The following is a 21,287-nucleotide window of genomic DNA, read 5'->3' as shown; positions in this document are numbered from 1 at the left end:
TCTTATTTCCTGTCTTTTTAGTGTGATACCGCTTTAATAATCAGGGTTATCCCTTCAACGGCAATGACTTCAACCTGCGTTCCGGCGCTCAAATCGTCGCTGGCGCTAACGGGCCATGAGCTATCGCCGACGCGCATGTGTCCGCGACCATTGACTAGGGCGGTTTCCAGAATAAATCGTCGGCCAACCAGCTGCTGTCCGCGCTGGTTAAGATGGCTGTCGGCGGGTTTCTGCTCCTGAACGCGCCTTGCCAGCCATTTCCACCACAGCCACGCCGCCAGCAGGGTGAGGACGGCGAACATTGCCCCCTGCCACGCCCAGTCTAGCGGAACGAGCCAGACGACCAGACCGGTAATCACCGCTGCCACGCCGCTCCACAGCAGATAGCCGTTGCCGCCCAGCATCTCGGCGGCGAGTAGCAAACCGCCGAGGCTGAGCCAGAAGATGTGCGGGTGCACCAGAATCATCGCTATCATGATTTTTTCCGCTCGCTGGCGCTGTCCTTAACCAGTTCGGCGATCCCGGCAATAGAGCCCATCAGGCTGCTGGCATCCAGCGGCATCATCACCACTTTGCTGTTATTCGACGAGCCGATATGCTGCAGCGCTTCGGTGTATTTCTGTGCCACGAAGTAGTTCACTGCCTGAATATCCCCAGCAGCAATGGCTTCAGACACCATCTGCGTTGCGCGAGCTTCGGCTTCTGCTGAACGTTCACGCGCTTCAGCCTGTAAAAACGCGGACTGGCGTTCACCTTCCGCTTTAAGGATCTTCGACTGTTTCTCACCTTCGGCCTTGACGATTTCTGCCTGACGGATCCCTTCGGCCTCAAGAATGTAGGCGCGCTTGGTACGTTCGGCTTTCATCTGCGCGTTCATCGCGTCGATAAGTTCTGCCGGAGGACGCACGTCGCGGATCTCGATACGGGTGATTTTGATGCCCCAGGGATTCGTGGCTTCATCAACAATATGCAGCAGGCGCGTGTTGATGTTGTCGCGTTGGGAGAGCATTTCATCGAGTTCCATCGAACCGAGAACGGTACGAATGTTGGTCATGGTCAGGTTGATAATCGCCAGTTCCAGGTTGCTGACTTCATAGGCGGCTTTCGGCGCGTCGATCACCTGAATAAAGCACACGGCATCAATTGCGACGTTGGCGTTATCTTTGGAGATGACTTCCTGAGAAGGGATATCAAGCACCTGTTCCATCATGTTGATCTTACGACCAATGCGGTCCATGAACGGCACAACAAGGCTTAAACCCGGTTGCAGGGTTTTGGTGTAACGGCCAAAACGCTCTACCGTCCACTGATATCCCTGCGGGACGATTTTGACGCCAGCGCCGACGATCACCAGCGCGACAAAAATAAGAATAGGAATAAAAATGAGCATTGATGAAACCTCCTGTTGTGCTGTCCTTTACTGCCTCATTAATCAAATTATACCCGATTTATCAAGGTGGGCTCCCTTATAATAAATTACAGGCATAGACTGTCTGCACGAAAGATGTAAAAAAGGAATGGGTAATGGAAGAAAGCAGTATTTTGCTTCAGTTAAAAAATGTCGCATGGCAGGCAGGGGAGACGCAGGTTCTCAATAACATCAGTTTTGATCTCCGCGCCGGAGAATTTAAGCTGATAACCGGCCAGTCCGGCTGTGGGAAAAGTACGTTACTCAAGATTGTGGCGTCATTAATGAGTCCGACTGCCGGTGAAATTCTCTTTGAAGGCAAGGAGATAAATACCCTCAAGCCGGAAACGTATCGCCAGCAGGTCTCCTATTGTGCGCAAACGCCTGCTTTATTTGGTGACACCGTTTACGACAACCTCATTTTCCCCTGGCAAATCCGTAACAAACGTCCGGAGCCGGATGCGTTTCTGAGCGATCTGGCCCATTTTGATCTCCCCGAGACGATCCTCAAAAAAAGCATCAATGAGCTGTCCGGTGGCGAGAAGCAGCGCGTCTCGCTAATTCGTAATTTGCAGTTTCTGCCAAAAATTCTGCTGCTTGATGAAATCACCAGCGCGCTGGATGAGGCTAATAAACGTAATGTGAACGAATTAATTCACCACTATGTTCGCGATAAGAATATTGCGGTGCTGTGGGTGACGCACGACAAAGATGAAATTACGCATGCGGATAATGTCATAACCCTTCAACCGCACGCCGGAGAAATGCAGGAAGCACGCAATGAACGAGCATAATATTACCAATGAGTCCCTGGCATTAGCGATGATGCTGGTGGTGGTGGCGATCCTGATTAGCCACAAAGAAAAACTGGCGCTGGAGAAAGATATTCTCTGGAGCGTTTGTCGGGCAGTGGTTCAGCTGATTATCGTTGGTTATGTGCTGAAATATATTTTTGGCGTTAACCACAGTATTCTGACCTTACTGATGGTGCTGTTTATCTGCTTTAACGCGGCTTATAACGCACAAAAGCGCAGTAAATATATTGATAAAGCTTTCCTCTCGTCGTTTATCGCTATCACGGTGGGGGCGGGGCTAACGCTTTCGGTGCTGGTTTTGTCTGGCTCTATCGAGTTCACGCCGATGCAGGTCATCCCGATCTCCGGCATGATTGCAGGCAATGCGATGGTGGCAGTGGGGCTGTGTTACAACAATCTGGGACAGCGGTTTAACAGCGAACAGCAGCAAATTCAGGAAAAACTTAGCCTCGGCGCGACGCCGAAAGTGGCCTCTGCGCCGCTGATTCGCGACAGCATTCGCGCCTCGCTGATCCCAACGATCGACTCTGCAAAAACGGTAGGGCTGGTAAGTTTACCGGGGATGATGTCCGGGTTGATCTTCGCGGGTATTGATCCAGTAAAAGCGATTAAATATCAGATTATGGTGACGTTTATGCTGCTTTCTACCGCCAGCCTGTCGACCATTATTGCCTGCTACCTGACTTATCGGAAGTTCTATAATTCGCGCCACCAATTAGTCGTAACGCATTTGAAGAAGACGTGATGTGATGCCGGAGGGATCGGTATTGGTAGAATTTGTATGCCCGATAAGCGCAAGCGCCATCGGGCAAAATCAAACGGATTAGTACAACAGTGCGTACAGTTGGCGGCGGTATTTTGAGGCCAGCGCATCGCCGGTTCCGAGTGCGGCAAGGATCTCCTGGAAGGTCTTACGTGCCTGACCGTCGGCAGCAGTGAGATCTTTCTTCAGGTGGCTGAACAGCAGTTCCAGTGATTCCTCGTTACGTCCGACCTGATGTAACTGGATGGCTAGTTGAGTTGCCAGCACCGCATCCTGCGGATTGCTGGCGACTTGCTGCTGCAGCTGTTGGATTTCCGGCGTATCCGCCGCCTGCTTCAGCAGTTCTATCTGCGCCACCAGTCCCTGATAGCGGGTGTCCTGATCCTGCAACGGAATGGTTTTCAGCACCGCTTCGGCATCGTCAGAACGATTGAGGGCGATTTGCGTTTCCGCCAGCAGCAGGCCAATTTCGCTGCTTTGGTTGGAGATCTGCCAGGCTTCTTTCAGCAGCGGCAGTGCATCCGCGTGATTACCGGCTTCGATGAATTCGATAGCCTGACGCGCTTTCAGCTCTTCTTCGCTCGGCAACACTTTTTCCAGCAGTGCGCGGATAACCTCTTCCGGCTGCGGGCCCTGGAATCCGTCTACTGGCTGACCGTTCTGGAACAGATAAACCGTAGGGATGGCGCGCAGGCCAAACTGAGAAGCGATCATCTGCTCGGCGTCGCAGTCGAGCTTGGCGAGAATAAACTGACCGTTGTACTGGGCGGCAAGGCTCTCCAGTACCGGCGTCAATTGCAGGCAGTGCTGGCTGCGCTCAGACCAAAAATAGAACAGGACCGGCGTGGTCATCGACTGTTCAAGGGTCTGCTGCAGGTTCGATTCGTTAATGTTAACAATATTCTGTGTGGACATGGAGTTACTCTCTTTTGTCGATTTCTTGTTACATGGGGGCTGACGCGCGTGCTTCAACTCAACCCTGTAAAATTTTGTCCATTATGCGGCCTGGCAAGAGGCGTTTAAGTAGCATCACTGCCCAGGTCACCAGCGTAACCGGATAACGTAGCTTTGGTTTATCGCTCTCAAATGCATGACGTACTTTGGCGACAACCGCTTCTGGTCCCAGCGTAAAACGCGCGGCAATGCCGGGGTTCTCGACGGGCTTATCGCTCTGGGTCTGGTTGACGTTTTCGGTAAAGCGGGTACGGATGGGGCCGGGCTCAATCAGGCTGACCTTAATGCCGCTGTGGCGCAGTTCCATACGCAGCGCGTCGGACCAGGCTTCCAGCGCATATTTACTGGCGGCATAGGCGCCGCGTCCCGGCGTTGAGATCAATCCCATCACCGATGAAGTCATCACGATACGCCCTTCGCCGTGAGGGAGCATAGCGGGCAACAGGCGCATGGTAAGCTGATGTGCGCCAAAGAAGTTGGCGGAAAATTGCTGTTCCATCTGTTCACGGCTGATGGTGGGCAGGGGACCATAGACACCGTATCCGGCGTTGTTAAAGATCCCATATAAACGATTATCGGTCAGGGCGATCACTTCATCGGCGGCACGATCCACGCTTTCGGGTGAATCCAGATCCAGCAATACGCCAGTGAATCCCATACTGTTCATACGCGCGACATCGTCAGGTTTGCGACAGCCTGCCAGAATTTGAAAACCCTGGCGCTTTAGTTCAAGCGCGCTTTCCAGACCGATTCCGCTGGAACATCCTGTTATTAAGACCGATTTTTGCATAACTTTACCTGTCAGGATCTCCGTTGTTTTATGAGTCGTGATTTACTAGAGGAGTGAGATGTTGCGCCATCCAGTCGGCAATAAACGGCTGAGCGTCACGGTTAGGATGAATACCATCATCCTGCATCCACTGGGGTTTCAGATAAACCTCTTCCATAAAAAATGGCAGCAGAGGAATATCAAACTCTTTGGCGAGCTTTGGATAAATCGCGCTAAAGGTTTCATTATAACGGCGGCCATAGTTTGCCGGCAGACGAATTTGCATCAGCAGCGGTTCGGCATTTGCCGCTTTGACATCCTGCAGAATCGTGCGCAGGGTTTGTTCGGTTTGCGCAGGCGCAAAGCCGCGCAGGCCATCGTTACCGCCAAGTTCGACCAGCACCCAGCGCGGCTGGTGCTGCTTGAGTAATGCAGGTAGACGGGCCAGACCTTGCTGCGAGGTGTCGCCGCTAATGCTGGCATTCACCACTGGCGTTTTGGTTTGCCATTTATCATTAAGTAGCGCAGGCCACGCGGCGCTGGCGGACATACGGTATCCGGCGCTCAGGCTGTCACCCAGAATTAATAACGTGTCCGCAGCGGCGGCGCGGAAAGTTAACAGGACCAGGAACAGGAAAGGCCAATGCCAGCGGAAAACATTGTTGAAGTTCATCATCTTAAGAAATCCGTCGGTCAGGGTGATCAAGAGCTATCCATCCTTACCGGAGTTGAACTGGTTGTCAAACGCGCCGAGACCATTGCGTTGATTGGCGAGTCGGGATCGGGGAAATCCACGCTGCTGGCGATCCTCGCCGGGCTGGACGATGGCTCCAGCGGTGAAGTCAGCCTGGTGGGGCAGGCGCTGCACACTATGGACGAAGAAGCCCGGGCGCAGCTGCGGGCGCGGCACGTGGGTTTTGTCTTCCAGTCATTCATGTTAATTCCAACCCTCAACGCGCTGGAAAACGTCGAACTACCCGCGCTGCTACGCGGCGAAAATAGCGGAAAAAGTCGTGACGGGGCAAAAACGCTGCTGGAGCAACTGGGGTTGGGAAAACGTCTTGATCATCTTCCGGCCCAGCTTTCCGGCGGGGAGCAGCAACGCGTAGCGCTGGCACGGGCGTTTAACGGACGCCCTGACGTGCTGTTTGCCGATGAACCAACGGGCAATCTGGACCGCCAGACCGGAGACAAAATCGCCGACCTGCTGTTTTCTCTGAACCGGGAACACGGTACCACCCTGATTCTGGTGACCCATGACCCGCAGCTGGCGGCGCGTTGCGATAGGCGTTTACGCCTGGTGAACGGACAGTTGCAGGAGGAGGCATGATTGCACGCTGGTTCTGGCGCGAATGGCGCTCGCCTTCATTACTGATTGTCTGGCTGGCGTTAAGCCTGGCGGTGGCCTGTGTACTGGCGCTTGGCAATATCAGCGATCGCATGGAAAAAGGGTTGAGCCAGCAAAGTCGTGAGTTTATGGCGGGCGATCGGTCGCTGCAAAGTTCGCGCGCCGTACCGAAAGCGTGGATTGACGAGGCGCGACAGCGTGGTCTGAAGGTGGGTGAACAGCTCACCTTTGCCACCATGACCTTTGCCCGGGATACGCCGCAACTGGCGAACGTCAAAGCAGTGGATGATGTGTATCCGATGTACGGCACGCTGCAAACCAATCCGCCGGGGCTGAAACCGCAGCCGGGCTCAGTGCTGTTGGCCCCGCGTCTGATGGCGCTACTCAACTTAAAAATCGGTGATTCCATCGACGTTGGCGATGCCACCCTGCGCATCGCCGGAGAAGTGGTGCAGGAACCGGATTCCGGTTTTAATCCCTTCCAGATAGCGCCGCGCCTGATGATGAACATGGCGGATGTCGAAAAAACGGCGGCGGTCCAGCCGGGAAGCCGTGTGACCTGGCGCTATAAATTTGGTGGTACGCCACAGCAACTGGAAGCCTATGAAAAATGGCTGCTTCCGCGGTTAAAGCCAGAACAGCGTTGGTATGGGCTGGAGCAGGATGAAGGGGCGTTGGGGAAATCACTGGAGCGTTCGCAACAGTTCCTGCTGCTGTCGGCACTGTTAACGCTACTGCTGGCGGTTGCTGCCGTTGCCGTGGCGATGAATCATTACTGTCGCAGTCGTTACGATTTGGTGGCGATATTAAAAACGCTCGGTGCGGGCAGGGCGCAGCTGCGCAAGCTGATTATCGGCCAGTGGCTGATGGTGCTGGCGCTGTCTGGCGTGACCGGCGGGCTGTTCGGGCTGTTATTTGAGCGGGTGCTGGTGGTATTACTGAAGCCAGTTCTGCCCGGTGAGCTACCGCCCGCCAGCCTTTGGCCGTGGCTGTGGGCACTCGGTACGATGACCGTCATTTCTCTGCTGGTGGGGCTACGCCCTTATCGCTTGCTGCTGGCGACGCAGCCGCTGCGGGTACTACGTCGCGACGTGGTGGCAAACGTCTGGCCGCTTAAGGTCTATCTGCCCGTAGCAACGATAGTTGTGGTTGCGCTGCTGGCCGGATTGATGGGCGGAAGTATGCTGCTGTGGGCGGTACTGGCCGGAGCTGTGGTGCTGGCGCTGCTGTGCGGCGTGTTGGGCTGGATGTTGCTTAACCTGCTGCGTGGTCTGACGCTGACCACGCTGCCGCTGCGTTTGGCGGTCAGCCGGCTGTTGCGCCAGCCGTGGTCAACGCTGAGCCAACTGTCGGCATTTTCGCTGTCCTTTATGCTGCTGGCGCTGTTGCTGGTGCTGCGTGGCGATCTCCTCGACCGCTGGCAGCAGCAAATGCCGCCGGAAAGTCCAAACTATTTTCTGATCAACATTGCCACCGAGCAGGTGGCTCCGCTGAAGGTTTTCCTTGCTGAGCATCAGGTGATCCCGGAGTCGTTCTACCCGATAGTGCGGGCGCGTCTGACGGCGATCAATGAGAAATCGACCGAAGGCAATCAGGATGAAGCGCTGAACCGCGAGCTTAATCTGACCTGGCAGGATACCCGCCCGGATCATAACCCGATCGTTGCCGGGAGCTGGCCGCCAAAAGCGGGCGAAGTGTCGATGGAAGAGGGGCTGGCGAAACGGCTGAACGTTAAGCTTGGCGATCGGGTGACCTTTATGGGGGATACCCAGGATTTCAGCGCCACGGTCAGCAGTCTGCGCAAAGTGGACTGGGAAAGCCTGCGACCAAACTTTTTCTTTATCTTCCCTTCCGGCGCGCTGGATGCTCAGCCACAAAGCTGGTTAACCAGCTTTCGCTGGGAGAACGGCAACGGCATGCTGACGCAGCTTAACCGCGAATTCCCGACTATCAGCCTGCTGGATATTGGTGCCATCCTCAAACAGGTGAGTCAGGTGCTGGAGCAGGTGAGCCGCGCGCTGGAGGTGATGGTAGTGCTGGTCACCGCCTGCGGTATGTTGCTGCTATTGGCGCAGGTGCAGGTCGGGATGCGTCAGCGTCATCAGGAACTGGTGGTTTGGCGCACGCTGGGAGCGGGTAAGAAGCTGCTGCGTACCACGCTGTGGTGCGAGTTCGCCATGCTCGGGATGGTCGCCGGACTGGTGGCGGCCATCGGGGCGGAAACTGCGCTGGCGGTGCTGCAAACCCGCGTGTTTGATTTCCCCTGGGAGCCAGACTGGCGGCTGTGGGTTGTGTTGCCGCTTTGTGGGGCATTGCTGCTCTCTCTCTGCGGCGGATGGCTTGGTTCACGTCTTCTTAAAGGCAAAGCGCTGTTCCGTCAGTTCAGCAGTTAATTCATATTCGTGATGATTACGCACCGGTTTTTTTAAATCGGTGCGTTTTTTTATCTATGTAGCACAAATTGATAACTCATTGATATTTAACAGCACAGAACAATAAAAACCCGACAACACGAGTGTATTAATAAACGTTAATATTTGTATGCTGAATAATTGGCAGGCTATCTATCAAGGTACAAATAATGACTATAAAAAAAACGGCGCTGGCGGTATCGATCGGCGCAGCAGTGGCATTAACGACTTTCGCCTCCCAGGCGGAAATCACGGTCCTGAAACAAGATCCGCAGGCGGGCAACCCGCTGAGCCGTCTTAACTTCACCGTCGGCGGGAGTATTCGTCCGCAGTTCCAGAATATGGCCGGTGACGATGGTAAGAATGGCTACAAACGTAATGGTTTCGACGGCGGGACGCGTTTCCGCTTCGCTGCTGACTATTATCTGTTTGATGATATCAGTTGGGTGAGCTACTACGAGCTGGGCGTTAACTTCCCGGCGATGTTCAACTGGGACAATCACTATGCTAACGGCGCCAACGATACCACGCGTCGTATGCTGTACACCGGTCTGAAGAGCGCGACCTGGGGTACGCTGACCTTCGGTCAACAGAACAGCATTTACTATGATGTGGTGGGTGCGAAAACGGATATCTGGGACTACGACATGATCGGCCAGGCGCCAGGTAATGGTATCAATGGCGACTACGACGGTTCTTATCGTACACGTAAATCACTGAAGTATAAAAATACGGTAGGCGATGTTGATCTTTACGCGTCTTATCTGTTCAGCGATGACTACAACCCGAACAACGGTTTGCGCTACAAACGTAAAGGCGGCGGCTCGCTGGGTGTGGATTATCACATCACCGATGACCTGACCTGGGGTACGGCGTGGAACTACACCCGCGCGGAAATGCGTGGCAACACCAGCAAAACCTACGATCAAAACATCGTCGGTACTGCGCTGAGCTGGAAACCGGACAACTGGACCTTCTCGCTGGGCGGCGGTTGGTATCAAAACTTCATGACCACCAAAAAAGTCTCTGTTAATGACTATTTTGCAGGTGACGCCTGGGGTCTGGAATACTTTGCGGGATACACCTTCCCGGTTGGTCAGTATGCGCTGAAATCCGTGCAGCCATACTTTATGGGCGACCGTATTGAATACGTGAATGGGCGTAACTACTTGCGTACCGACAACGGTGTGGGTATCAGCTTCCAGCTGGATTACGGTTTCCGTGTGGATTACGAACACGTCTTCACCTCCAGCACCGACAATCTGGGCGACATGAACCTGGTGCGTCTGCGTTACGACTTCTAATCGAACGCCTGCCGCCCGATGCGCTTGCGCTTATCGGGCCTACGAGAGCAGGGGGATCGCGTTATTTGTAGGCCGGATAAGGCACTTGTGCCGACATCCGGCTTTTTCATGCCTTCTCACATTTAAAAACACACTCTGCAACATCATGAAATAATTTCAAGGACAGCAGGTTGTGATCTGTGTCATGTTAACAATCAGCCTGTTAACAGGCCAACAAGAACAACGCCGCAAGAACGGCGTGAGACATGACACCACAACGTTAAAATGGAGAGATTATGGGATTGCGTCAGAGTTTACGCGTCGCGACCGGGGCGCTGTTACTGGCCTGTGGATTACAATTTGCTCATGCGAACAGTGATCCGCACACCATCGTATTTGGCGTCGCACCTGGGCCGTACGGCGATATGGTAAAACAAGCCATTGCCCCTACGCTGAAAGAGAAAGGCTATAAGGTAGTAGTACGCGAATTCAGCGACTACGTGCAGCCTAACATGGCGCTCTCCAATGGCAGCATCGATGCTAACCTGTTCCAGCATTCACTCTACTTTGACAAATTCACCGCCGATAAAGGCCTGAAACTGAGCAAGCTGATTGTGGTCCCGACGGCCGGGATGGGTTTTTACTCACATAAAATCAAAAGCCTGGATGAATTGAAAAAAGGGGATGTGATCACGCTTTCCAACGATCCCACCAACCTGGCTCGCGGTCTGCGTTTCCTGCAGTCTATTGGCCTTATCACCATCAAAGATAACATCGATCCGACTAAAGCCTCCGAGCGCGATATCGCCAGCAACCCAAAAGGGCTGGTGTTTAAACCGCTGGAAGCGGCACAGCTGCCGCGTACGCTGGACGGTGTGACCGGTGCGCTGGTCAACGGCAACTTTGCCGTAGCGGCAAAACTGGATCTCGCCAGCGCCATCAAGCAGGAACACCTGGACGAAAATCTGAAAAATATTATCGCGGTACGCAGTGAAGATGCGGATAAACCATTCGCGAAAGATATTGTCGAGGCGGTGAAATCTCCGGCGTATCGTGCGGTGATCGACGATCCGCAAAATATCTACAGCGCCTTCCAGAAACCGGAATGGATGTCGGCAGCCCAATAATCGCTGCGCACAAGGGTTAACAGGGGCAGCGACGACTGCCCTTTTCGCATTTCTGAGGTAGCTATGATTGAGATTGAGAAAGTTTGCGTGGATTTTAGCGCAGGCCGTGGAGCATCAACCCGGGCGGTTGATGACGTTAGCTTGCGCATTGGCGCAGGTGAGATATTTGGCATTGTCGGGACCAGTGGCGCGGGGAAAAGTACGCTGCTGCGCACCCTGAACGCCTTAACGCGTCCGAGCCAGGGAAGCGTGAAGGTGAACGGCGTAGAAATTTCCGCACTGGAAGGCGTGCATCTACGTAAAGCCCGTCAGCGTATCGGGATGATTTTTCAACATTTTAATCTGATGCATACCCGTACCGTGGCGCAAAACGTCGCCTTTAGCCTGAAGGCTGCCGGATGGGAACGCAGTAAAATTGGCCCGCGCGTGAGCGAAATCCTGTCGCTGGTGGGGCTGTCAGACAAGGCGAACCGTTTTCCGGTTCAGCTCAGCGGTGGGCAAAAGCAGCGTGTGGGTATTGCCCGCGCAATTGCCAATCACCCGGATGTGCTGCTGTGTGATGAACCCACTTCCGCGTTAGATCTCGAAACCTCGGCCACGATTCTGGCGTTGCTTAAGCAGATCAACCAACAGTTGGGGATCACGATCGTGCTGATCACCCATGAGATGAACGTAATCAAATCGATTTGCGATCGCGTGGCGGTGATGTCCGGTGGCAAGGTGGTGGAGTCTGGTGAGGTGTTTGATGTTTTTGCTCACCCGCAGCACGCTTTCACTCAGCAACTGGTGTCGCATACCCTCAATCTGACGCTACCCGAGCGTCTGCGCCAGCATCTGCCCGGCCAGTTGCTGAAAATTCTTTTTATCGGCGATTCGGCAGAACAGCCGGTGTTGTCAGAAGTGGCGGTTAAATTTGGCGTGGCGGTGAACATTCTGCACGGCAAAATTGAATATATCGGCGAACGTGCGCTGGGGATTCTGGTGGTGCAACTGACCGCGCCGCATAACCCTTCTGCGGTGGATGTCGCCGTGGAACATATTCGTCAACGTACTGCACAGGTGGAGGTGATTCGTGGATGATTTATTGCCTGATTTGACGCTGGCGTTTAATGAAACCTTCCAGATGCTGAGCATCTCTACGCTGTTGGCGATTATTGGCGGTCTGCCGCTCGGTTTTCTTATTTTCGTTACCGACCGGCATTTATTCTGGCAGAACCGTTTTGTGTATCTGCTCAGCTCCGTGCTGGTGAATATTATCCGCTCGGTGCCGTTTGTGATCCTGCTGGTTCTGTTGTTGCCGCTAACCCAGTTTTTGCTCGGCAATACCATTGGACCCATCGCGGCATCGGTCCCACTTTCGGTAGCAGCAATTGCTTTCTATGCCCGTCTGGTTGATAGCGCGCTACGTGAAGTCGATAAAGGCATTATCGAGGCGGCGGAAGCGTTTGGCGCCAGCCCGATGCGCATCATCTGCACCGTTCTGTTACCGGAGGCGAGCGCGGGTCTGCTGCGTGGGCTGACGATAACGCTGGTGAGTCTGATCGGTTACTCCGCAATGGCCGGTATCGTTGGCGGCGGTGGAGTCGGCGACCTGGCGATTCGCTTTGGTTATTACCGCTACGAAACCCAGGTCATGATCGTCACCGTGGTGGCGCTGATTATTCTGGTGCAGGTCGTTCAGGTGCTGGGCGACTGGTTGGCGAAACGCGCAGACAAGCGCGACAGACATTGATTACTGTACGCTAAGCCAGTCAGCCACCTCCTGCCATGAGCCGCGAAAGACGATTTTCGCGGCTTTCTTTTCCAACTGATAGCGATACATCGGGTCGTAATACTCGTTGAGCAACGGCACCAGCCAGCCCATATGCGCGTCGGTGCTGCCCGTTGCCTGCTGTTCGTGCAGAGCCACGTCGAGCAGGGTGGTCAGCTCGGCAAAACGTTGCAAACCCAGACGACGGCGGATAGCAAACAGACCGTGGTGCAGATACTCGCTGTACTCCTGCCAGCCCTGACTCTCGCCATAAGCGTGAGTGAAATCGTGGTGCATGCGCACAAAATACTCTTCGCGCAGTCGCTCCAGCCGTAGCTCAAAAGGATCGTCCACCACCGCAATAGCAGCCTGGCTCATGCGTTCGCGCAAACATTCGGGCAGATGATTAGCGCCGATCATGCGGCCTTCGTCTTCAAGTACCCACAGACGCAGATCCTGACGGCTGTCGGTTTTCAGCATTTCGACCGCCAGCAGGTTTTCAAAGCTTGCCTGGCTCAGCTGCGGCTCAACGGTGCGACCAAACGAGGAACCGCGATGGTGCGCCAGACCTTCGAGATCCACACCGTTTGGCTGCTGTTGCACTAGCTGCGTTTTACCGTTCCCGGTACAGCCGCCTATTAAGACGATCGGTTTTTGTACCAGCTCTTCAGTCAGTTGAATCGCCGCCTGACGCAATGCTTTATAACCGCCTTGTATTAGCGGGTAGTCAGTACCGGACTCGTGCAGCCATTGCTGCACAATGTGCGAACGCTGGCCGCCGCGCGCGCAGCATAAGTAGCCCGCAGGATTTTGACGACAGGCATTCAGCCAGGCCTTCATGCGTTGCTGGCGAGTCTCGCCACAGACCAGTTGATGGCCGAGCGCGAGGGCGGCCTCAGGCCCCTGACGTTTGTAACAGGTACCCACGGCAGCACGTTCGTCATCGTTCATTAAGGGAAGGTTTATTGCGCCCGGCATGGCGCCCTGCTGAAATTCGACGGGGGCGCGTACATCGATTAAAGGCGTACCAGCGAGCAGAATTGCGCGATAGTCCGTTCCATCGTTCATGTTTGATCCTGAAAATACAAAACAGCAATGGAGGGGATTTTACGCGCCAGGGGAGGGGCCGGGGAAGGATAAAATCCATTCCCCGGCATTAATGGCTTATTTCAGCTTTGACTGCGCCCAGATAATACCGCTGGCATATTCCGGCGGCAGCAGGGGGATAAGCGCTTCCAGTGTCGCGCTAAGGCGCGCGGTATCGCTGTCGCTCAGGTTCAGGTGACCCACCTTACGCCCTTCACGCACTTCTTTGTCATACCAGTGCAGGTGTACCAGCGGCAGCTTCAGCCAGTCGTAGTTCAGGTCGCTACCAATCAGGTTTACCATCACCGAAGGATGGTTCACCACCGGCGTCGGTAACGGCAGGTTGGTAATGGCACGCAGGTGCAGCTCAAACTGGCTAATGCTGGCGCCGTTTTGCGTCCAGTGCCCGCTGTTGTGCACGCGCGGAGCCAGTTCGTTGATCAGCAGACCTTCCGGGGTGATGAAACACTCCATCGCCATCACGCCGACATAGCCCAGCTCCTGCATGATGGCGGAGAGCATCGCTTCAGCCTGTGCCTGCTGTCTGGCGTTAGCCTGCGGGAACACCACGCTGGTGCGCAGAATACCGTCCTGATGCAGGTTATGGGTCAGGGGATAGAAAACGGTGCTGCCGTCATGCGCCCGAGCGCCAACCAGTGAGACTTCGCCAGAGAAGTTGATTCCCCGCTCGACGATGCACTCGCCATAGCAATCATCCGGCAGTTGTGCGGTTTCATTTGCGCGCAAACGCCACTGTCCACGACCGTCATAGCCGCCGACGCGACGCTTGACGATCGCCAGCTCGCCGAGTTTGTCGAATACCGCAGACCATTCGCTTTTATCTGCCAGCAGTTGCCACGGCGCGGTCGCCAGACCGAGCTTGTCAAAAAGCTGCTTTTGCGTCAGACGGTCGGCAATAATCGGGAAGACGTCGCGGTTAACAAACGCCGGGTGGCGCGCCAGTTCGCGAGTGAGCGCCGTTTCCGGCCAGCGCTCAATCTCTGCGGTGATCACGCTTTGCTGAAAAGGGACAGCAGCCGGTTCAGCGTCCAGCCCGACGGGCCAGACCGCAATGCCCAGCGGCTCGCCGGCCTGGCGCAGCATGCGTCCTAGCTGACCGTTACCGAGTACGCAGACCTGCTTCATGCCGCACCTCGCGGGTCCGGATTCTCCAGTACCTCATCGGTTTGTGCTTTGCGCCAGTCGTCCAGACGCTGGTGTAATGCGTTGTCGTGTGTAGCCAGAATTTGCGCTGCCAGTAGGGCCGCATTGGCCGCACCCGCTTTGCCGATCGCCAGCGTGCCGACCGGAATACCGCGCGGCATTTGAACGATGGAGTAGAGGCTATCTACGCCGCTCAACGCTGCGCTTTGCACCGGAACGCCGAGAACTGGCACCAGCGTTTTCGCCGCAATCATGCCTGGCAAATGCGCTGCGCCACCGGCTCCGGCAATAATCACCTGAAAACCGTTCTCTTCAGCGCTTTCGGCGAAGCTGAACAATTTGTCTGGGGTGCGGTGGGCGGAGACGACTTCAACATGATGCGGAACGTCCAGGATTTCGAAGATTTCGGCGGCGAACTGCATGGTAGCCCAGTCGCTTTTGGACCCCATCACGATGGCGACACGCGCCGGATTATTGCGGGAAGACATGCGTCTGAAAACTCCTGTGGTGCACTACACTCGACTTTTGAGGCCACAGAGAATAGCATAATTAACCTTCAAGGAAAACGATTGCGCGCTTTACACTTCACTCTTCAAGCTGCCTCTTTGTTGGCTGCATCTGCTCACCCCAGTCACTTACTTTTGTAAGCTCCCGGGGACTCACAGATTTGCCGCCTCGATGCAACTCGAATAGTTTTGTGTAAAGAGGAACTGGATATCTGCAGAATTAAAACGGAAACGCGATTAGCTCAACGTCGCTGGGCGTGACTTTCACCATTGAGCCTTCGGTATGCCATGCGCCTAATACCACGCGGAAAGCGGGTTGCTCATTGGCCGTGAGTTCGTGGACAGCCGGACGGTGTGTATGTCCGTGAATTAACCACTGGACCTGATGTTTTTCCATCTCGTTAATCACGGCCTGCGGATTCACATCCATGATTTCCAGCGATTTACTGCTGTTGGCGGCTTTACTGTTGGCGCGCATTTTTGCGGCAATGCGCTGGCGAACTAACAGGGGCAGGGCGAGAAACAGCTTCTGTAGCCAGGGTTGATGCACTTTGGCGCGAAACGCCTGATAGCCTGCGTCGTCGGTGCATAAGGTGTCGCCATGCATGATCAGCACCTTGCGGCCATACAGATCGAGCACTTTTTCTTCGGGAAGCAAGGTCATGCCGCTCGCACGGGCAAAACGTTTGCCGAGCAGAAAATCACGGTTGCCGTGAATAAAAAAGCAGGGGACGCCGGAATCTGCCAGCGTTTTTATCGCTGCGGCCATTTCATGATGCAGCGGATTCGGGTCGTCATCGCCAATCCAGGCTTCAAACAGGTCGCCGAGAATGTATAGCGCATCGGCCTTGCGCGCATCGCCGGCTAAAAAACGCAGAAAACCGGCGGTGATCGCCGGTTCTTCTGTGCAGAGATGAAGATCTGCAATAAACAGTGTCGCCACGATTACTCGCTGACGGTCACGTTTTCGATGATAACGTCTTCTTTTGGCACATCCTGGTGCATACCGCTGCGACCGGTGGAAACGCCTTTGATTTTATCAACCACGTCCATGCCTTCAACAACTTCAGCGAACACGCAGTAACCCCAACCCTGCATGCTTTCACCGGAGAAGTTCAGGAAGTCGTTGTCAGCAACGTTGATGAAGAACTGTGCGGTTGCGGAGTGCGGAGCCTGAGTACGCGCCATTGCCAGCGTACCACGGGTGTTTTTCAGACCGTTGTTCGCTTCGTTTTTGATCGCTTCTTTCGTGGCTTTTTGCTTCATGCCTGGCTCGAAACCGCCGCCCTGGATCATGAAACCGTTAATAACACGGTGGAAAATGGTGTTGTTGTAAAAACCTTCGCGGCAGTAGTCCAGGAAGTTTTTAACTGTTTCAGGCGCTTTATCATCAAACGTTTTGATTACGATATCGCCGTGATTAGTGTGGAAAGTAACCATTTTTGCATCCTGTTCCGATAGATTGGTGCTTCGACCCCGTCAAGGGTCAGAGTTAGGGGTGTGTTATAGCATAACCGCAAGATTCGATCACCCTGCAAAGTGCGTGTTAATGCAAAGCAGAAGTGACACCTTCACTGCGAAACCGTGGTTCAGACAATACTCTTATTTGCTCTGGTTTAGACGCCTGAGCGCACGTTTTTCCAGCATAGTATGAGGGGGCATAAGCCCAGCGGGAAAATTCCTACGGGGTTAAAGCAAGTTCCTTTAACACGTGCCATCAAGATTATTTAGGTCGTATTTATACGTTGCTAACTGGAACGGGCAGTTACCACCACGAATATCGGCTTTGGGATGACAGTGCGGTGCAGTTAAGCAAATATGTCGATGTTCGGTTTTTTTCATGTCTTCGCAGTAAGAAAACACAGGACAGGAATAATCTATTTGCTGCTTAATTACCATACAGTCATTATAGTTTTTTAGTCCCAGGAATATTGAACACTGGAATGTCATAAACTCTTTGCTTTGATTAAAAATTGAGTTGTCACCAATGACTATTTTTTGGTAGTTACCAGAAGGTTCCATGCTCTGGTCATCAACGTAAATGACGCAACCGTCGAAATCGGCGATAAAGCAAGTGAGCTGTTCTTTATAGTTTTCTTCAGTAATACGGTCCAGAAAGTCGAGTTCAAGAAAAGGATTTTCACTTCGGATTGTAATATTTTTATCGATTGATGCACTTAATGATTTAAACACGTCACCCAAGAAAGGATCTTCACGAGGAAAACCTCTATCAATCATATCTCTGGTACCTGCAATCCACCCTCTATTAATGTTGATAAAATCACGAGCTTGTATTTCACATATTTCCCTTATTCTCTCATCTGAAGTATCTGGATTATGGAATATAGAGGCCAGCAGTATAAACGCTTGGTGTGGAGAACCATGCTGCATGGACGTGAGCAGGAGTATTAAAAGTCGATAGTCACTGCATTGTGGATTGAAAAATTTCGCAATGCTTTCACCTGTCTTGTAGGGGACTGAATCCGCATCAGAAAAAATATCATGGTGATTTATTTTTGCACAAAAATACTTTTCTAGCGCATCGGCGCAACTTTCATAAAACTCCCCAATGCCAAACCTTAACTCACATGCAGAACCATTGTGTATGTATGATATGACAACAGGTTCGCGAGTGTATTTTTGTTCTGTAATTGCTTCCATGTTATTGATCTTAGTGATGGTCAGCAGTTTACGTTTTTGTGAGGTTGGGTTTTTATTTAAAGGATAGGTGTTGAGTATGCTGGCTGCACTGAGATTTGAGTTATTGCTAACCTCATCGCTGGAGTCATAGATAAAACTTCGACCATTTTGCCAAATAGATGTGATTAAATCAAAAAACTGAAATCCAGCAATTGAAGATGTATTCTGCAGCTTATGACAAAATTCATGGAACAGCGTCGCGCAATCGCGTGGGTTGAAAGACTCTATGCCCGTTCCTGCTGTCGTCATATCGCTAAAAGTTTTATTGATTTTTATTGTCAAAGTAGAGGGGTGGTACGAGCCTAACGTTAAATTTAGATAATCTATTGGTAATATTTCATTTTCCATCGCGTAGCCATCCGTATTGATTATTTAAAGTTTTTTAAATTACTCGCTGCTTTGGGGTGAGTAACCGTGCTAACAACTGACTCCAATGAGAATTCAAAGTCGCCATCATGGGGTGTGAACGGGAATTGATTTGCAAACTTGATGGCTTTCCTGATTTTGGTTCTTCCCTCCTGCTGGTGATAGCTCGCAGATCAGTGTCAGCCGGTCTTTCCCCGAATAGCCCGAGAAAACCCCGCCAAAGCGTCCACCGGTGTAAATGTTAAGTTCTTGTCCCTGATGGTCGATTGTGGTTAGCGTCTATTGACTTAAGCGATCCTGTGGTCCAATGGGAATAAACACATGCCAATCCCCCTGTGGTACGAGTAAAAAATGCCCGTTGCTGTCGGTTTTCATCGTGGCGATTTGGCGATCGAATTGAGTTAACGAAACCGTTGTCCCGATTAACGGTTCTCCCGTGCTAGTTAGCGTGCCCTCAATTTGCGGGCTGGGATAATCGTGATAAATGCAACCGCTGAGCAGAAAGGGAAGCGTAAAGATAACATAGCGTGCAATGCGGGAGGGGGTAACTGACATAGGCGCGAATCCTTTTGCTTTCTGACATATTCCTGTTGTGCAGTAGCAGTATACGCGATAGGTAAATAATCGATAGTTGGGATTCTCTGGGACAGTAACAATTCGAACAATGTTTAGCGTTAACACGCCTTACAAAGTGTGCTGCTTCGAGGCCAATTTATAGGTATTATAGGGTTTTGTTATCCACACACGTCTACACGGAATCTTCGATGTTAAAAATCTTTAATACACTGACGCGCCAAAAAGAGGAATTCAAACCTATTCATGCCGGGGAAGTCGGCATGTACGTGTGTGGTATTACCGTTTACGATCTCTGTCATATTGGCCACGGACGTACCTTTGTTTCTTTCGACGTCGTCGCGCGCTACCTGCGCTTCCTCGGCTATAAGCTGAAGTATGTACGCAACATTACCGATATTGATGACAAAATCATCAAGCGCGCGAATGAAAACGGTGAAAGCTTTGTCGCATTGGTCGACAGAATGATCGCGGAAATGCATAGCGATTTCGATGCGCTGAATATTCTGCGCCCGGATCTGGAGCCGCGCGCTACGCACCATATCGCTGAAATTATCGAAATCACTGAGCAGCTGATTGCCAAAGGTCACGCTTACGTTGCTGATAACGGCGACGTGATGTTCGACGTGCCGACTGACCCGAACTACGGTCAGCTGTCACGCCAGGATCTGGATCAGCTGCAGGCGGGTGCTCGCGTTGACGTGGTTGATGTGAAGCGTAACCCGATGGACTTCGTGCTGTGGAAAATGTCCAAAGAAGGCGAGCCGAGCTGGCCGTCTCCATGGGGCGCTGGTCGTCCGGGCTGGCACATTGAATGTTCGGCGATGAACTGCAAACAACTGGGTAACCATTTCGATATTCACGGCGGCGGTTCGGACCTGATGTTCCCGCACCATGAAAACGAAATCGCGCAGTCCACCTGTGCGCATGACGGTGAGTACGTTAATTACTGGATGCACTCCGGGATGGTGATGGTTGACCGCGAGAAAATGTCTAAATCGCTGGGCAACTTCTTTACCGTGCGCGATGTGCTGAAATACTACGACGCCGAAACCATCCGCTACTTCCTAATGTCGGGTCACTATCGTAGCCAGCTCAACTACAGCGAAGAGAACCTGAAACAGGCGCGTTCTGCGCTGGAGCGTCTGTACACTGCACTGCGCGGTACCGACAAATCCGTTGCCCCTGCGGGTGGCGAGGCCTTTGAAGCACGTTTCATTGAAGCGATGGACGATGACTTCAACACGCCGGAAGCTTACTCCGTGCTGTTTGATATGGCGCGTGAAGTTAACCGCCTGAAGGGTGAAGATATGGCGGCGGCTAACGGTATGGCTGCGCATCTGCGCAAGCTCTCCAGCGTGCTGGGACTGCTGGAACAGGATCCGGAAGCGTTCCTGCAAAGCGGGGCGCAGGCGGATGACGGTGAAGTTGCTGAAATTGAAGCGTTAATCCAACAGCGCTTAGATGCGCGTAAAGCGAAAGACTGGGCGGCAGCTGATGCCGCGCGTGACCGTCTCAATGAGATGGGCATCGTGCTGGAAGACGGCCCGCAGGGCACCACCTGGCGTCGTAAGTAACGCTCTATATTGCCGGATGGCGGCTTACGTCTTATCCGGCCTACGATGGAATGATCGGTAGGCCTGATAAGCGTAGCGCCATCAGGCACTATTAATGACGTTTGTACCACCACAGCACACCCATCATCATAACGCCCGGCAGCCATACCCACATCAACTCCGAAGTTATTACCTGATGCCCATACGGTGTGGCGTAGCGTGATAGCGCAAACGGGGCGACTTTAATTACCTGCCACGGTGCAAAGAAGCGTTCATCCGACCACGGCCACAGCCAGCCGACGCCTTTGCCGCCTGTCGTAACGGAATCCAGCAGACTGTGTGACAGCAGTGAAACCGTCAGGAATAGCCAGCAGCGAATCAATCCCGCCTTAAACCATCGTCGGCCAATCAACACGCAGAGCAGCGGTACCACGAAAGCGAACAGCAGTGAGTGGGTAAATCCCCGGTGGCCAAACACATTGCCATAGGCGACACCGAACTTAAATGACAACACATCGGCATCTGGCAGCATAGCCAGAACGACGCCAGCAAACAGTAATCGTGGGGGGATGACTTTAAGTCCGAGACCTAACCCTAAACAGAGCGGAACGGCTGCGTGGGTAACAATAGTGGGCATGATGATCACTTCGTGTGGAAAAACAACATGCTAACAGTTCACTGTGAAGCGGGGATGAAGTCATTATCTGA

Annotated in this window: 22 protein-coding genes; 9 read left to right on the top strand and 13 right to left on the bottom strand. The window is 53.1% G+C overall.

Going from position 1 to position 21,287, the window contains the following annotated elements; translation table 11 throughout:
• Positions 1-17: 17 nt before the first annotated feature.
• Together GFB57_RS21505 and GFB57_RS21500 are read right to left on the bottom strand one after the other, a co-directional pair.
• Positions 18-476 carry an NfeD family protein gene (locus GFB57_RS21505; protein WP_003021832.1) on the bottom strand — a complete coding sequence of 153 codons (459 nt, stop codon included), beginning with the start codon at positions 474-476 and terminating at the stop codon, positions 18-20.
• The gene (locus GFB57_RS21500) at positions 473-1,390 is read right to left on the bottom strand and encodes an SPFH domain-containing protein (protein WP_003021835.1); all 918 of its coding nucleotides are present in this window, start codon (positions 1,388-1,390) and stop codon (positions 473-475) included. The genes GFB57_RS21505 and GFB57_RS21500 overlap by 4 nt, the downstream gene beginning before the upstream one ends.
• Before the next feature lie 134 nt (positions 1,391-1,524).
• Here GFB57_RS21500 and fetA point away from each other — a divergent pair, with 134 nt between their 5' ends.
• On the top strand, positions 1,525-2,202 hold the full coding sequence (gene fetA, locus GFB57_RS21495) for an iron ABC transporter ATP-binding protein FetA (RefSeq protein WP_003021838.1): 678 nt from the start codon (positions 1,525-1,527) through the stop codon (positions 2,200-2,202).
• Positions 2,189-2,968, top strand: coding sequence for an iron export ABC transporter permease subunit FetB (fetB, locus tag GFB57_RS21490; protein ID WP_003021842.1), 780 nt, complete (start codon positions 2,189-2,191; stop codon positions 2,966-2,968). The genes fetA and fetB overlap by 14 nt, the downstream gene beginning before the upstream one ends.
• A gap of 78 nt (positions 2,969-3,046) precedes the next feature.
• Here fetB and GFB57_RS21485 read toward each other — a convergent pair whose 3' ends face one another.
• Genes GFB57_RS21485 through tesA form a run of 3 tightly spaced genes read right to left on the bottom strand, consistent with a single transcriptional unit; the run spans position 3,047 to position 5,385 of the window.
• Positions 3,047-3,901, bottom strand: coding sequence for a co-chaperone YbbN (locus GFB57_RS21485; protein ID WP_003021844.1), 855 nt, complete (start codon positions 3,899-3,901; stop codon positions 3,047-3,049).
• Positions 3,902-3,959: 58 nt separating this feature from the next.
• Complete coding sequence (locus GFB57_RS21480) at positions 3,960-4,730, bottom strand: SDR family oxidoreductase (protein WP_003021847.1); 771 nt, start codon at positions 4,728-4,730, stop codon at positions 3,960-3,962.
• Between the two features lie 28 nt (positions 4,731-4,758).
• The gene (gene tesA, locus GFB57_RS21475) at positions 4,759-5,385 is read right to left on the bottom strand and encodes a multifunctional acyl-CoA thioesterase I/protease I/lysophospholipase L1 (RefSeq protein ID WP_003021850.1); all 627 of its coding nucleotides are present in this window, start codon (positions 5,383-5,385) and stop codon (positions 4,759-4,761) included.
• Here tesA and ybbA point away from each other — a divergent pair.
• The 6 genes from ybbA to GFB57_RS21445 all read left to right on the top strand — a co-directional run bounded on the left by ybbA (position 5,353) and on the right by GFB57_RS21445 (position 12,610).
• Entirely contained in the window at positions 5,353-6,039 is a 687-nt protein-coding gene (gene ybbA, locus GFB57_RS21470) for a putative ABC transporter ATP-binding protein YbbA (protein ID WP_003021853.1), read from the top strand. The two genes, tesA and ybbA, sit on opposite strands and share 33 nt — an antisense overlap.
• Entirely contained in the window at positions 6,036-8,450 is a 2,415-nt protein-coding gene (gene ybbP / locus GFB57_RS21465) for a putative ABC transporter permease subunit YbbP (RefSeq protein ID WP_003021858.1), read from the top strand. The genes ybbA and ybbP overlap by 4 nt, the downstream gene beginning before the upstream one ends.
• Before the next feature lie 188 nt (positions 8,451-8,638).
• Complete coding sequence (locus GFB57_RS21460; protein WP_003021860.1) at positions 8,639-9,772, top strand: porin; 1,134 nt, start codon at positions 8,639-8,641, stop codon at positions 9,770-9,772.
• A gap of 275 nt (positions 9,773-10,047) precedes the next feature.
• The gene (locus tag GFB57_RS21455) at positions 10,048-10,878 is read left to right on the top strand and encodes a MetQ/NlpA family ABC transporter substrate-binding protein (RefSeq protein WP_003021862.1); all 831 of its coding nucleotides are present in this window, start codon (positions 10,048-10,050) and stop codon (positions 10,876-10,878) included.
• 63 nt (positions 10,879-10,941) lie between these two features.
• Positions 10,942-11,958 carry a virulence-associated ABC transporter ATP-binding protein SfbB gene (sfbB, locus tag GFB57_RS21450; RefSeq protein ID WP_003021864.1) on the top strand — a complete coding sequence of 339 codons (1,017 nt, stop codon included), beginning with the start codon at positions 10,942-10,944 and terminating at the stop codon, positions 11,956-11,958.
• Positions 11,951-12,610 (top strand): methionine ABC transporter permease, encoded by a 660-nt coding sequence (locus GFB57_RS21445; protein WP_003021866.1) that lies wholly within the window; start codon positions 11,951-11,953, stop codon positions 12,608-12,610. Before sfbB ends, GFB57_RS21445 begins: the two co-directional genes overlap by 8 nt.
• On the opposite strand, the gene mnmH is transcribed toward GFB57_RS21445, so the two are convergent.
• The 7 genes from mnmH to GFB57_RS21410 all read right to left on the bottom strand — a co-directional run bounded on the left by mnmH (position 12,611) and on the right by GFB57_RS21410 (position 19,005).
• Positions 12,611-13,696, bottom strand: a complete 1,086-nt coding sequence (gene mnmH / locus GFB57_RS21440) for a tRNA 2-selenouridine(34) synthase MnmH (RefSeq protein ID WP_003021868.1) — start codon at positions 13,694-13,696, stop codon at positions 12,611-12,613.
• Positions 13,697-13,792: 96 nt separating this feature from the next.
• On the bottom strand, positions 13,793-14,860 hold the full coding sequence (gene purK / locus GFB57_RS21435; RefSeq protein WP_003021869.1) for a 5-(carboxyamino)imidazole ribonucleotide synthase: 1,068 nt from the start codon (positions 14,858-14,860) through the stop codon (positions 13,793-13,795).
• Entirely contained in the window at positions 14,857-15,366 is a 510-nt protein-coding gene (gene purE / locus GFB57_RS21430) for a 5-(carboxyamino)imidazole ribonucleotide mutase (protein WP_003021871.1), read from the bottom strand. Before purE ends, purK begins: the two co-directional genes overlap by 4 nt.
• A 238-nt stretch (positions 15,367-15,604) precedes the next feature.
• The gene (gene lpxH / locus GFB57_RS21425) at positions 15,605-16,327 is read right to left on the bottom strand and encodes a UDP-2,3-diacylglucosamine diphosphatase (RefSeq protein WP_003021873.1); all 723 of its coding nucleotides are present in this window, start codon (positions 16,325-16,327) and stop codon (positions 15,605-15,607) included.
• A 2-nt stretch (positions 16,328-16,329) separates the two neighbouring features.
• Positions 16,330-16,824 (bottom strand): peptidylprolyl isomerase B, encoded by a 495-nt coding sequence (ppiB, locus tag GFB57_RS21420; protein WP_003021875.1) that lies wholly within the window; start codon positions 16,822-16,824, stop codon positions 16,330-16,332.
• 264 nt (positions 16,825-17,088) lie between these two features.
• Positions 17,089-18,432, bottom strand: a complete 1,344-nt coding sequence (locus tag GFB57_RS21415; protein WP_003021877.1) for a hypothetical protein — start codon at positions 18,430-18,432, stop codon at positions 17,089-17,091.
• A gap of 297 nt (positions 18,433-18,729) precedes the next feature.
• Positions 18,730-19,005: a carboxypeptidase-like regulatory domain-containing protein gene (locus GFB57_RS21410; protein WP_003021879.1), complete on the bottom strand. Its 276-nt coding sequence runs from the start codon at positions 19,003-19,005 to the stop codon at positions 18,730-18,732.
• 209 nt (positions 19,006-19,214) lie between these two features.
• Here GFB57_RS21410 and cysS point away from each other — a divergent pair, with 209 nt between their 5' ends.
• Complete coding sequence (gene cysS, locus GFB57_RS21405; protein WP_003831109.1) at positions 19,215-20,600, top strand: cysteine--tRNA ligase; 1,386 nt, start codon at positions 19,215-19,217, stop codon at positions 20,598-20,600.
• Positions 20,601-20,691: 91 nt separating this feature from the next.
• Here the strand turns inward: cysS and GFB57_RS21400 are convergent, their stop codons facing one another.
• A complete protein-coding gene (locus tag GFB57_RS21400) occupies positions 20,692-21,216 on the bottom strand; it encodes a metal-dependent hydrolase (protein WP_003021883.1) in 525 nt (174 codons plus the stop codon).
• Positions 21,217-21,287: the final 71 nt, after the last annotated feature.

Source organism: Citrobacter sp. S39, from assembly GCF_009495675.1.
GTDB lineage: Bacteria > Pseudomonadota > Gammaproteobacteria > Enterobacterales > Enterobacteriaceae > Citrobacter > Citrobacter freundii.
This window is presented reverse-complemented; position numbering and strand designations above follow the sequence as displayed.